A 12,068-nucleotide genomic window follows, 5' to 3' on the forward strand; every position below is an offset into this window, starting at 1 on the left:
AGAGATCGCCATGTTTCGCTACTTCGAGCAACTCAGCACGCGCATCGCCGCACCGTTCATGGCCGGATCCTCGCGTAACAGCAAGGTATGGCAATGCCGCTGCGGCCAGTCCTTGTTCTTTCGCAACAGCCAGTGCCTGGCTTGCTCGGCGCTGCTGGGCTACCACCCGCAGCAAAGCCGCTTGTCTTCACTGCAACCAGGTCCGGTGGCTGACACCTGGCTGCTGGACGCCAATCTCGACGCCGGCGCCTTTCGCCGCTGCGCCAACCTCCAGACCCCGGCGGCCTGCAACTGGCTGATTCCGGCGCACAGCACCTCGGCCCTGTGCGTAGCGTGCAGCCTGAACCGCACCATCCCGGATTTGTCCATCGCGGAAAATCCCGAGCGCTGGCGCAAGGTGGAAACCGCCAAGCGCCGACTGGTGGCCCAACTGATCAGCCTGGGCCTGCAGGTGGTGCCCAAAAGCGTCGACGAAGACACCGGCCTGGCGTTCGACTTCGTCGGCATCGACCTGCAAGGCAATGTGCCCACGACCGGTCACGCCAACGGCCTGATCACCCTCGATATCAAGGAAGCCGACGACGCCCACCGTGAAAAGGTTCGCGTACAGATGCACGAGCCCTATCGCACCTTGCTCGGTCACTTCCGCCATGAGGTCGGCCACTATTACTGGGACCGCCTGATCGCCAACAGCCACTGGCTCGAGCCGTTTCGCAACCTGTTCGGCGACGAACGCGCCAGTTATGCCGATGCGCTCGATCAGCACTACCAGAACGGCCCACGCCCGGACTGGCAGCAAACCTGCGTCAGCGCCTACGCCACCATGCACCCCTGGGAAGATTGGGCCGAGACCTGGGCGCACTACCTGCACATGATGGACGCGGTGGACACCGCCCTGGGGTTTGGCATGAGCGCTCGGGAGATGGACCTTGATTACCAGCCGTTTCCCCTGACCACCCTGTACGACCCCGAACACCCTGGTGGAGCGGCATTCCTCTCCTTCGTCAACGCCTGGATCGAACTGGCCGGCATGCTCAACGAACTGTCCCGCGCCATGGGCCAGCCGGATTTCTACCCCTTCGTGCTGCCGCCGGCGGTGATAGCCAAGTTGCACTTTATCCACCTGGTCATCCAGGAAGAGGGCGGCAGGGCTGATCAGGTCCTGCAGGCACAATGATAAAGAAATGCGGGAGGGGACAAGCCCCCATGCCAGTCTGTAGGAGCGAGCTTGCTCGCGAAAAATTCACAGGCACCGCGTTCATTCAGAAAGCCCGCGTTATCGTTGACGTTTTTCGCGAGCAAGCTCGCTCCTACAGAGTGATTGGGAGAGCGTCATCGTTGAAGGCCATGGCAAGTACTTGAAGCTTCTCATTTTTTACGGTTGTAACTTCCGATCAGATCGGTACAATGGCCCCGCTTGCCGAGAGGCCAGCGTCGTTATGGTGACCCCATCGGTCCCCCCGCAACGATTACCCGTGAACCTGGTCAGAGCCGGAAGGCAGCAGCCACAGCGGGAACATTGTGTGCCGGGGTGTGGCTGGTGGGGTTGCCTCCATAACGCTCCCTCCTGCAATACCCTCCCAAAAAAATCTCAGTTATTCAGCCAGTCATCTGTGACGCTTATTGCGCAGTGCATGACGACCCTTCCACGACTGGTGGCATACTCCCAAGCGTCTCTCTCCTGGCCATGAGGCTGTATGCACTCGGAACATTTTGATTTATCCAGCCCCGTGTTCTTGCCGATCACCGATGAAACCTGTGCGGGTTTGTTGGGTTCTGACGGTGCGGGTGCGCTGCTGGCCCTGAGTGAGCCGGAGTTGGCCGCTGTGTTGGTTATCCAGAATCTGGCGCAAATGCCGGAACACGAGTTGAGTGCAGTGGGCGCTGAAAGGGTGCTGGCCAAACTGATTGGCTGGGCGGCGCAGGGCAGGCATTCGGCCGCTGTGAGCTTGCTGTCGGAGGCACAACGGTTGTTTGACCCGCGCAAGCTGTACTTCGGTCTCAATGTGGTCAAGAGCCTGAAGTTGCGTTTTCTGTTAGCGGATGAAGTCCAGGCGCGAGAGTATTTATTGCCCGACGGCCAATGGGACGTCGAGTACAAAGTCCGTCACCTCAAGGCCAACAATCCCTTCCGCCAGCAGATGGTCACGCCCAGGCACCGCGAGCGCTGGTTGAGCGCCGAGCAGGACAAGCTGGTCAGGACCTTTCGCGCCAACCTGAACGAAGACCTGCACGTGCAAGGGTACGCCGGCATTGGCAAGAGTCACCTGCTGGTGGCGCTGATGGAGCATCTGCGCCCCGAAAAGACCTTGTTGCTGGCACGTACACCGGCAAAGCTGGAAACCCTGCGCGCGCGCATGGTGGGCGTGCGGGAGAGAAAGGCCGGGCAAACCTTCCACGGGTTTGCCCACGTCTTGTTGCATGGCCCAAGGCCACAGCCGCTGAATACCCAAGTGCGCGTTTCGAGCAAGCACTCGCTGGCGCAGGAACTGAACATCTTCGGTTTTCGCCATCTGGAAGGGCAGGCGCTGCTGGATATCTGCCTCAAGGTGCTTGAAAACTACTGCGGCTCCTGGGATTACAGCCTGTCGGCCAAGCATCTGCCGCACTTCAAGCAAGCGCTGTCCAGCGTCGATGCCAAGGTGCTTGTCGAATATTCCAGCCGGTTATGGACCTACCTTGAGGCAAATCCGGCCTGGAGCAGTCACACCGGGTTTGAAGCATTGTTGTTGATCAAGCGCGCCAGCCTCGCGGGCAGTGTGGTGCCTGAGCGCTATACCCATGTGCTGATCGACGAGAGCCAGGACATTCCGGCGCCCCTGCTGCAAATCATCGAGCGCGGGCGCCAGGTGCTGATCACCCTGGGCGACGAGTATCAGCAGGCCAGCGGGTTGCCGGTCAAGCGCGCCCGTGAGGTTCGCCACACCGATGTGAGCTATTCGGTGCGCTCCGGGCGCAATGTCGAGCGCCTGGTCAATCCGCTGATCAGCCGGCACTCGCAGAAAAGTAAGGTACTCTTCGAGGGGGCGCGGGATGCGGACGTCGGTATCGAACTGTATCCCCAGGGCTTTGTGCCGCCGCCAGGGTGCGTGGTGCTGACCGCCTCCCACTGGGACACCATGAAGTGGCTCATTCAACTGAGCGAAGAGCGTTGCGCCTGCACATTTGCCGGCAATGAGGCGCAGCAGGATCTCAAGTACTTCATGGAAACCGTCATCGCGTTGTTCAAGCCCGAATTCTATGGCAGCGAGTACAGCGACCGTGGACCTCATCCGTTTTTCAGCGACATGGCCGACTGGCAGCAGGTGCGCGACGCGTGCCGGTTCGATGAAGCATTTCTGTGGGTCGAGGCCAAGCTGGAAAAAGGCTTCAACGTGGCCGACGTGACACGCTTGAACCGGCTCAGCGGCCACCCGGGTGAGCGCTGTTTATTGATGCTGGCGCAAGACGCCGGCGGCATGGAGTTCGAAAGGGTGCTGCTCACGCCCGAACTGCTCACCAATGTGAAATTCCAGGATGCCTATGCGTTCGATCAGCGTCTGTGCGCGGTGTACATCGCGATCTCCCGCGCCACGGTGCAGCTTTATCTGCCTTATGACGTGGTCGAATGGATCGACTACCACCAGTATCAGAAGACCCGCGATATGCATGGCTACTGAGTGATTTACTCTGGCTGATTCACAACTTTCGAAAGCCTCTCTAGACAACCTCAAGGCACCTTGTTAGCTTCCGCCGGCCACTTGTTTCAGAGTATGACAAGGGCGTGGACTTGATATCGAAGCGCAATCGCTTCTTTACCTTACAAGGATGTCTGTCATGAAAAGCCTGCAAGGGTTACCTCGTCTTATCAGTGCCTCGGTCGGCACGCCTGGTAAAGCCCGCAACTTGCCCGCCGATGTTCAGTGCATCCAGTATCTGTTCAACCTGATCATTCCCAAGCTGGGTTTCGCCCTGCCCGAAAACGGCAAATGCGACGGCCAATTGGTGCAGTGCATCAGCCAATACCAGTTCCGTCATCTCAAGTACGCCCATCCCGATGGCGTGATCGACCCTACCGGTCGGACCTTCAACAGCTTGATCGAAGAGGCGTTGAAGGTGCCGGTGACGGCCTTCCCGACGATGCGCATTCCGAGTTTTCTCAATGCCTTCGGCAATAACAACGCCGATGCGGTGCAGGCCACCGTCAATGTCTACCTGAACCAGGTGCGTGCGGTGATCGAGGCCGAACGGCGTAACCGACAGTTGATGATGCAGTCCACTTGCGATGGCGGTATGACGCTCAGCGACACTGACTTTCAGAACGCCGCCAAGCAGCTGGGTAACGGCATCTCGGTGAATGTCATCAAGGCGTTCGCCACGATCGAGTCGGGCGGAAAGGTGGGCTTCGGGCCGGCGAAGTTGCCGATCATCGCCTTCGAGGGCCATCACTTTCGCAAGTACACCAAGCACATTTACGACCAGTCGCACCCGCTGTTGTCGTACGTCTACAAGAAAAAAGCCGGCCCGCAATGGCAGGCCAACAACAAGGACCAGGTCAAGGCCTGGGAAACCATGGCCACCGCGTTTGCCCTGGATCAGGAAGCGGCGTTGCTGTCGGCCTCGTGGGGCATGTTCCAGATCATGGGGTTCAATTTCGCGTCTTGCGGATTCAAGACCGTGTTCGAGTTCGTGGCGGCCTTGAAGATCAATGCCGGCAATCAGCTCAAGGCCTATCTGAGCCTGTGCGGCAAAAATACCGCGTTGATGACGGCCATGAAAAACAAGGACTTTACGGCCATGGCGCGCAACTATAACGGTGAAGACTACGGCAACTACGACGTGCTGATGAAGCAGGCCTACGACGTACTGGAAGGGAAGAAATAGGATGATGCGTTTTCTGGCGATGGGTGTGTTGTCGTTATGCGTCGTGGTGCCTGCGTTTGCAGGGCCCGCCGCGTTGCAGTCGGGCAAGTACGAAGGGCTGATGCTGGCGGTGACACCGCAGCAGCAGGTCGAGGGATTCTACTCGGAGGCGATGGGCGAGGGCGTGACGCGCGGGTGCAGCTTCTTTCTGCAAGGTAAGCCCGAAGCGCTGACCACCTGGCGCGAGGCGGCTTATCCCGGCAGCGTAGCGGTAGCGGCCGACGGCGTGACCCTGACCGTGGAGCAAGGTCGCCAGCATCCAGGTTGTATCAATGTGTTGATGCCGGACATCGCTACGGGTCTGGAGTTGAGCCGGACCGCCCGGAAAAAATGGATCGGCCTGGTGACGGTATCGGCCGAAAAGGCCTACCTGTTGAAAACGCCGGGCGCCAAAGCGACAAAGCGTCCCTACATCGTCAAAAATAATGTGGTGGGCGTACTGGCGTTCAAGGACGGCTGGGCGCAGGTGGAATTTATCAATGCTGACGAGCGTTCGTTCACGGGCTGGATCAGCCAGGACCAGTACACACGGTTGACTGCACCGCAGCTCTAAAAAATGTGGGAGAGGGCAAGCCCTAATGCCAGTCTGTAGGAGCGAGGGGGGCGCCTAGCTCTTGCTCGCGAAAAACGTCAACGATAACGCGTGCTTCCTGAATGAACGCGGTGCCTGTGAGTTTTTCGCGAGCAAGCTCGCTCCTACAGGGAGCGGTGTACGCTTAACTAACTGCAAGCCCCCTCCCACATTTTGGACTGTGTCAGCCGAAGGTTTCGCGCAGCAGCCCGGCGAACGCGTCCCGTGCCAGGTGCCGTTGGGTGCTTGTGTGCCAGAACAGCAGGTTGTCTACGGGGGCCAGCGCTTCAAAGCGATACGATGTCAGCTGATTGGTCTGCTCATAGCGCGCCAGAATGCCCTCGGGGGCCAAAGCGACGCCAATTCCGGCGCTGACGCAACCGATGATCGTGCCCCAGCTGGCATAGCTGGCAATCGCCGGCTTGACGTCATGGGGCTTGAGCCAGTTTTCCAGGGCGGCGCGGTAGGGGCAGCCGGGCGGCCACACCAATAATGTGCGGCCGGCCAGGTCTGCGGCGCCGGTGATGGGCGCGCTCGACGCGCTGGCGATCAATACCAGGCGTTCGCTGTAAACCACGCTGTGTTCCAGCTTCGGGTGTTTTCCACTGGCGGCTACCAGCGCCACATCGAGGCGATGGTGCTGCAGGTCGTCCAGCAACTGCGCCCAGGCGCCGGTGACCAGTTCCAGGCTGACCTCAGGGTAGCGCCGGTGGTACTCGGCCAGCAGCGGCGGCAGGCGCCCGCTGGCGCTGGACTCCACCGCGCCGATGCGCAGCGTGCCGCGAGGCGTCGCCGTGGCATCCAGCGCGCGTTTGGACTCCTCCACCAGCGCCAGGATGCGCTCGCAATAATCCAGGAAAATCTCCCCGGCGGCGCTGATCGCCAGCCCGCGTCCGGCACGGATGAACAAGGGCGTGCCCAACTCGCTTTCCAGCTGCTTGATGCGCGTGGTGATGTTGGAGGGCACGCAGTGCAATTGCAGAGCAGCCTGCGCCACGCTGCCGGTTTGCGCCACGGCTCGCACCATTTTCAGTTGGGCCAGTTCCATTGCTCAGTTCCAGTGATCTCAGAAGTCAGAAACGCTTAATTGTGCTGCGCCTGGCGCGGGCCAAAACTGACGGCATTCCTTCCCTGTGCCCCGGATGCCGTCGATGAATGCCCCATCTGCTGTGAAGCTTACGCTAGTCGTTGCCGTCGTGATTCTCTGTTGGGCGTATTCGCCGATTGGCGTGCACATCGGCTTGCACAGCTACAGCCCTGGGCAACTGGCGTTGCTGCGCTTCCTGATCGCCTCGGTGTTCATGGGCGCGGTGGCGCTGGTGGCGGGCATTGGCCGGCCGCGCCTGCGGGATTTGCCGTGGCTGCTGGTGCTGGGTTTTTTCGGGGTGTTCCTGCACCACACCTGCCTCAATAGCGGCCAGCAATGGGTGACCGCGTCGGCGTCCAGCGTGCTGGCGCAGTCGGCACCGCTGTTCAGCGTGTTGATTGCGTTTTTCTGCCTGAAAGAGCGGGTCAGTGCCTGGCGCTGGGGGTGTGTGCTGTTGGGCTTGTGGGGTGTGCTGGTGGTGATCCGGGGTGATCATGGCATGGCCGAGATGGACCCACGCGGTTTGCTGATCCTGCTGGCGGCCCTGTCCTGGAGCGTGTATTTCGCTGTCCTGCGACATTACGCTTACCGCTACAGCCCGCTGACGCTGGCCTGCTATATGGTCTGGTCCGGCACCTTGATGCTGTGCGTGAACCTGCCAGGTCTGCCCGCTGCAGTGGCACGGGCACCGCTGCCGGACAACATGGCGGTGCTGGTGCTCGGTATTTTTCCCAGTGCCCTGGCCTATCTGGCTTGGGGCTACGTGCTCAAGCACGTTGAAGTCAGCCGCGCCTCGGTGGCGATGTACCTGATCCCGCCCGTAGCGATGATCATGGCGGCGATGCTGCTGGGCGAGCGCATGACCCTGCAGGTGTTGCTGGGCGGGCTGATGGTGCTGGCCAGTGTCGCTGCTATCGGCCTGGAGGCGCGCTGGGCGCGTTGTTTGCGGCGTACAGCCGGTGCAGGATCAGGCCTCTGAGGAGCGCTTAGTCAGATAAGACGAGCGTGCCGGATGCAATTTCCCCCTTGCTCCGCTAGCATTACCGCCTCCCGCTTCCCAGTTGCGACGGTTTTCGATGAGTTATCAGGTTCTTGCACGTAAATGGCGTCCGCGCTCGTTCCGCGAAATGGTCGGCCAGACCCATGTGCTCAAGGCTCTGATCAATGCCTTGGACAGCCAGCGGCTGCACCACGCCTACCTGTTCACCGGTACCCGCGGCGTGGGCAAGACCACCATTGCGCGCATCATCGCCAAATGCCTGAATTGTGAAACCGGTATCACTTCGACACCGTGCGGCACCTGTTCGGTGTGCCGCGAGATCGACGAAGGGCGTTTCGTCGACCTGATCGAGATCGACGCCGCGAGCCGCACCAAGGTCGAAGACACCCGCGAACTGCTCGACAACGTGCAGTACGCACCGAGCCGTGGCCGCTTCAAGGTCTACCTGATCGACGAAGTGCACATGCTGTCCAGCCACTCCTTCAACGCGCTGTTGAAGACCCTGGAAGAGCCGCCGCCCTACGTCAAATTCATCCTGGCCACCACCGACCCGCAGAAACTTCCTGCGACGATTTTGTCGCGGTGCCTGCAATTCTCCCTGAAGAACATGACCCCCGAGCGGGTGGTCGAGCATTTGACCCACGTGCTGGGCGTCGAGAACGTACCGTTCGAAGACGACGCACTGTGGTTGCTGGGCCGCGCTGCCGATGGCTCGATGCGTGATGCCATGAGCCTCACCGACCAGGCCATCGCCTTTGGTGAAGGCAAGGTCCTGGCCGCCGATGTGCGCGCCATGCTCGGCACGCTGGACCACGGCCAGGTGTTCGACGTGCTGCATGCGCTGATCGAGGGCGATGCCAAGGCCTTGCTCGAAGCCGTGCGCCACTTGTCGGAGCAGGGGCCGGACTGGAATGGCGTGCTCTCGGAAATCCTCAACGTGCTGCACCGCGTCGCCATTGCCCAGGCATTGCCTGAGGCGGTCGACAACGGCCATGGCGACCGCGACCGCGTGTTGGCGCTGGCCCAGGCGCTGCCGGCCGAAGACGTGCAGTTCTATTACCAGATGGGCCTGATCGGCCGTCGCGACCTGCCCCTGGCGCCGGACCCGCGCGGGGGGTTCGAGATGGTCCTGCTGCGCATGCTCGCCTTCCGGCCCGCCGACTCGGCGGATGCGCCGAGACAGCCGCTAAAGCCAGTGGGGATCAGCCAGGCCACAGCTGATTCCGCCAAACCAGTGGCTGGTGCGGCGGTCGTCGCGCCAGTGGCGGTTGCACCCCCAGCGGTTGCCGAGCCGGTGGTTGCCGCCCCGGTGGCCGAGCCTGAAGCGCTGATCGAGGCTGAGCCTGAGCCTGAGCCGCAAATCGCCCCGGTGGTGGATCTGCCCTGGAACGACCCGGTTGAAGCGCCCGTCGAGCCCGAGCAACAGCCCGCCGTGGAGCCGGTACTGGACACCACCGGCGAGCAGCCCGAACTGACGCCAATGCCCGCGCCGACCCCGGACAGCGTAGTGCTGGATGCGCCGGAGTGGGTATCGGCGCCGGTGCCGGAGCCGACCGTGGCCCAGGTCGAGGCGGCCACGCCCGGCATCGACCTCGACGATGAACCGCCGCTGGACGAAGACTACATCGAGCCGGACATGGATTCGGCCTACAGCTACCTGGACGAACTCGCCAGCGAACACACCGCCGAGCCGGCCCCCGAGCCGGAAGTGGAGCCCGCTGCGGCCCCGGCCACCGGCCTGGCCCTGCAATGGCTGGAATTGTTTCCAAAGTTGCCGATCTCGGGCATGACCGGCAGTATCGCCGCCAACTGCACGTTGATTGCCATCGACGGCGACCACTGGCTCCTGCACCTGGACCCGGCCCACAGCGCCTTGTTCAATGCCACCCAGCAGCGCCGTCTGAACGACGCGCTCAACCAGTACCATGGGCGCACGCTGACCATCGCCATCGAGCTGATCAAGCCCGAGCAGGAAACCCCGGCCCAGGCTGCGACGCGCCGACGCCTGAACCGCCAGCGCGACGCCGAGGCGTCGATCCAGGCTGATCCGCTTATCCAACAAATGATGCAACAGTTCGGTGCGGTCGTCCGTCACGATACTATTGAACCTGTCGAAGCCCCGGCGCCCCAGGCGTCATGAACCGGGCGATTCTTTTGATCCACGTACTTTTGAGGTGATTCCCATGATGAAAGGTGGCATGGCCGGCCTGATGAAGCAGGCGCAGCAGATGCAGGAAAAGATGGCCAAGATGCAGGAAGAACTGGCCAACGCCGAAGTCACCGGTAAAGCCGGTGGCGATATGGTCAGCGTGGTGATGACCGGTCGTCACGACATCAAGCGCGTCAGCATCGACCCAAGCCTGCTCGAAGGCGTCAGCGATGACGACCGTGAAGTGCTGGAAGACCTGTTCGCCGCTGCCGTCAACGACGCGGTGCGCAAGATCGAAGCCAGCAGCCAGGAAAAAATGGGCGGCATGACCGCCGGCATGCAACTGCCACCGGGCATGAAGCTGCCGTTCTGATCGGCAGGCTTTAGCTGCACTCCAATGCCAGGCCTCGTGCCTGGCATTTTTGTTTGTGCCTACAAGATCTGAACCCTGGCACAGCAAGCAGGGTCTGCACCCTATACCGATGCATTCGCTAAAGGAGCCCCTTCATGCCTCAAGAATCCACACTGAACCAACGCATTGTGCTGGTCTCACGCCCTCAAGGCGCGCCGACCCCGGAAAACTTCCGCCTCGAACGCGTAAACCTGCCAGAGCTGGCCGACGGCCAGGTGCTGCTCAAGACACTCTACCTGTCGCTGGACCCTTACATGCGCGGACGCATGAGCGACGCGCCGTCGTACGCAGCGCCCGTGGAAATCGACGACGTGATGACCGGTGGCGCAGTCAGCCGTGTCGAGCAATCACGCAACCCGAAATTCGAGGTGGGCGACCTGGTGGTTGGTTCCACCGGCTGGCAAAGCCACAGTATCTCCGATGGCCGCAACCTGATGCCGGTGCCCAACGGCCTGGCCAGCCCGTCGATGGCCCTGGGGGTGCTGGGCATGCCCGGTATGACCGCTTACATGGGCCTGATGGACATCGGCCAGCCCAAGGCCGGTGAAACCCTGGTCGTGGCCGCGGCCTCCGGCGCAGTGGGCTCGGTGGTGGGCCAGGTGGCCAAGCTCAAGGGCTTGCGCGTAGTGGGCGTTGCCGGCGGTGCGGAAAAGTGCCGCTATGTGGTCGATGAGCTGGGTTTCGATGCCTGCATCGACCACAAGAGCGAACACTTTGCCGACGAGCTGGCCCAGGCCTGCTTCAATGGCGTCGACATCTATTTCGAGAACGTCGGCGGCAAGGTGTTCGATGCCGTAATGCCGTTGTTCAACCCCAAGGCGCGGGTGCCCCTGTGCGGGCTGATCGCCGGGTATAACGCCCACGAGGCGCCAAGCGGCCCGGATCGTCTGCCGGCGCTGCAGCGCACCTTGCTGACCAAGCGTGTGCGCATCCAGGGCTTTATCGTGTTTGACGACTACGGTGATCGCCAGCCGGAGTTCCTCAGCGCCATGGCGCCCTGGGTTCGCGAGGGCAAGATCAAGTTCCGCGAAGACGTGGTCGAGGGCCTGGAGCAAGCGCCCGAAGCGTTTATCGGTTTGCTCGAGGGGCGCAACTTCGGCAAGTTGGTCGTACGCGTCGCGCAGGATTGAGCATTTGACGCTAATCCGAGGCGCGGGTATAAACCGCGTCTCGTTGTTTTGTCGGACCCTTCGCCCATGAGCTTCAGCCCCCTGATTCGCCAACTGATCGACGCCCTGCGTACCTTGCCGGGCGTGGGCCAGAAAACTGCCCAGCGTATGGCGCTGCAACTGCTGGAGCGTGATCGCAGCGGCGGTACCCGCCTGGCCCAGGCCCTGAGCCAGGCCATGGAAGGCGTGGGCCACTGTCGCCAATGCCGCACCCTGACCGAAGAAGAACTCTGCCCGCAATGTGCCGACCCACGTCGCGACGACACGCTGCTGTGTGTGGTGGAGGGGCCAATGGATGTGTATGCGGTGGAGCAGACCGGCTACCGCGGGCGTTACTTCGTGCTCAAGGGCCATCTGTCGCCGCTCGATGGCCTGGGGCCGGAAGCCATCGGCATTCCGCAACTGGTGGCGCGGATCGAAGAACAGGGGACCTTCACCGAGGTGATTCTGGCGACCAATCCTACCGTTGAAGGCGAAGCGACGGCGCACTACATCGCCCAGTTGCTGACCAACAAGGGGCTGATCACCTCACGTATTGCCCATGGCGTGCCACTGGGTGGCGAGCTTGAACTGGTCGACGGCGGCACCCTGGCGCACTCGTTCGCCGGCCGCAAGCCAATCGCTCTCTAAAGATCACCGCAGGATCAAAGATGGGAGGGGGCACAGGTATCTACACAACTCTGTAGCGCCCAACCGTAACCACGATGCGAAGCGAGTCGCTCTTGATCTGGCTTTTGATCTTGATCTCAGGCGCCCCGTTAAACCACGCTGGCCGAAC

At 61.7% G+C, this 12,068-nt stretch carries 10 protein-coding genes and 1 other RNA gene; 10 read left to right on the top strand and 1 reads right to left on the bottom strand.

Annotation, left to right across the window (positions count from 1 at the left end):
- The first annotated feature begins 10 nt into the window (after positions 1-10).
- From BFP89_RS23580 to BFP89_RS23600, 5 genes are all read left to right on the top strand, one after another.
- Complete coding sequence (locus BFP89_RS23580; RefSeq protein WP_065887874.1) at positions 11-1,177, top strand: zinc-binding metallopeptidase family protein; 1,167 nt, start codon at positions 11-13, stop codon at positions 1,175-1,177.
- Between the two features lie 272 nt (positions 1,178-1,449).
- Positions 1,450-1,546: signal recognition particle sRNA small type (gene ffs, locus BFP89_RS23585), an RNA gene on the top strand.
- Positions 1,547-1,697: 151 nt separating this feature from the next.
- Positions 1,698-3,659 (top strand): AAA family ATPase, encoded by a 1,962-nt coding sequence (locus tag BFP89_RS23590; protein ID WP_065887875.1) that lies wholly within the window; start codon positions 1,698-1,700, stop codon positions 3,657-3,659.
- 157 nt (positions 3,660-3,816) lie between these two features.
- Entirely contained in the window at positions 3,817-4,863 is a 1,047-nt protein-coding gene (locus BFP89_RS23595) for an N-acetylmuramidase family protein (RefSeq protein ID WP_065887876.1), read from the top strand.
- A gap of 1 nt (position 4,864) precedes the next feature.
- Entirely contained in the window at positions 4,865-5,455 is a 591-nt protein-coding gene (locus BFP89_RS23600) for a hypothetical protein (RefSeq protein ID WP_065887877.1), read from the top strand.
- 202 nt (positions 5,456-5,657) lie between these two features.
- Here BFP89_RS23600 and BFP89_RS23605 read toward each other — a convergent pair whose 3' ends face one another.
- Positions 5,658-6,521: a LysR family transcriptional regulator gene (locus tag BFP89_RS23605; RefSeq protein WP_065887878.1), complete on the bottom strand. Its 864-nt coding sequence runs from the start codon at positions 6,519-6,521 to the stop codon at positions 5,658-5,660.
- 103 nt (positions 6,522-6,624) lie between these two features.
- Here BFP89_RS23605 and BFP89_RS23610 point away from each other — a divergent pair, with 103 nt between their 5' ends.
- The 5 genes from BFP89_RS23610 to recR all read left to right on the top strand — a co-directional run bounded on the left by BFP89_RS23610 (position 6,625) and on the right by recR (position 11,920).
- On the top strand, positions 6,625-7,539 hold the full coding sequence (locus BFP89_RS23610) for a DMT family transporter (RefSeq protein ID WP_065887879.1): 915 nt from the start codon (positions 6,625-6,627) through the stop codon (positions 7,537-7,539).
- 97 nt (positions 7,540-7,636) lie between these two features.
- A complete protein-coding gene (dnaX, locus tag BFP89_RS23615; RefSeq protein WP_065887880.1) occupies positions 7,637-9,700 on the top strand; it encodes a DNA polymerase III subunit gamma/tau in 2,064 nt (687 codons plus the stop codon).
- 43 nt (positions 9,701-9,743) lie between these two features.
- Entirely contained in the window at positions 9,744-10,082 is a 339-nt protein-coding gene (locus BFP89_RS23620; RefSeq protein ID WP_057721228.1) for a YbaB/EbfC family nucleoid-associated protein, read from the top strand.
- 134 nt (positions 10,083-10,216) lie between these two features.
- A complete protein-coding gene (locus tag BFP89_RS23625; protein WP_065887881.1) occupies positions 10,217-11,251 on the top strand; it encodes an NADP-dependent oxidoreductase in 1,035 nt (344 codons plus the stop codon).
- Positions 11,252-11,317: 66 nt separating this feature from the next.
- Positions 11,318-11,920: a recombination mediator RecR gene (recR, locus tag BFP89_RS23630; protein ID WP_014719453.1), complete on the top strand. Its 603-nt coding sequence runs from the start codon at positions 11,318-11,320 to the stop codon at positions 11,918-11,920.
- Positions 11,921-12,068: the final 148 nt, after the last annotated feature.

Origin of the sequence: Pseudomonas sp. 31 R 17 (assembly GCF_900004915.1) — a bacterium.
Classification (GTDB): Bacteria; Pseudomonadota; Gammaproteobacteria; order Pseudomonadales; family Pseudomonadaceae; genus Aquipseudomonas; species Aquipseudomonas orientalis_A.

Excerpts from the sequence above, each read along its gene's own strand:
- BFP89_RS23610 (WP_065887879.1), top strand. The coding sequence starts at position 6,625 with ATGAATGCCCCATCTGCTGTGAAGCTTACGCTAGTCGTTGCCGTCGTG.
- BFP89_RS23625 (WP_065887881.1), top strand. The coding sequence starts at position 10,217 with ATGCCTCAAGAATCCACACTGAACCAACGCATTGTGCTGGTCTCACGC.
- BFP89_RS23590 (WP_065887875.1), top strand. The coding sequence starts at position 1,698 with ATGCACTCGGAACATTTTGATTTATCCAGCCCCGTGTTCTTGCCGATC.
- dnaX (WP_065887880.1), top strand. The coding sequence starts at position 7,637 with ATGAGTTATCAGGTTCTTGCACGTAAATGGCGTCCGCGCTCGTTCCGC.
- BFP89_RS23595 (WP_065887876.1), top strand. The coding sequence starts at position 3,817 with ATGAAAAGCCTGCAAGGGTTACCTCGTCTTATCAGTGCCTCGGTCGGC.
- BFP89_RS23620 (WP_057721228.1), top strand. The coding sequence starts at position 9,744 with ATGATGAAAGGTGGCATGGCCGGCCTGATGAAGCAGGCGCAGCAGATG.
- BFP89_RS23600 (WP_065887877.1), top strand. The coding sequence starts at position 4,865 with ATGATGCGTTTTCTGGCGATGGGTGTGTTGTCGTTATGCGTCGTGGTG.
- recR (WP_014719453.1), top strand. The coding sequence starts at position 11,318 with ATGAGCTTCAGCCCCCTGATTCGCCAACTGATCGACGCCCTGCGTACC.
- BFP89_RS23580 (WP_065887874.1), top strand. The coding sequence starts at position 11 with ATGTTTCGCTACTTCGAGCAACTCAGCACGCGCATCGCCGCACCGTTC.
- BFP89_RS23605 (WP_065887878.1), bottom strand. The coding sequence starts at position 6,521 with ATGGAACTGGCCCAACTGAAAATGGTGCGAGCCGTGGCGCAAACCGGC.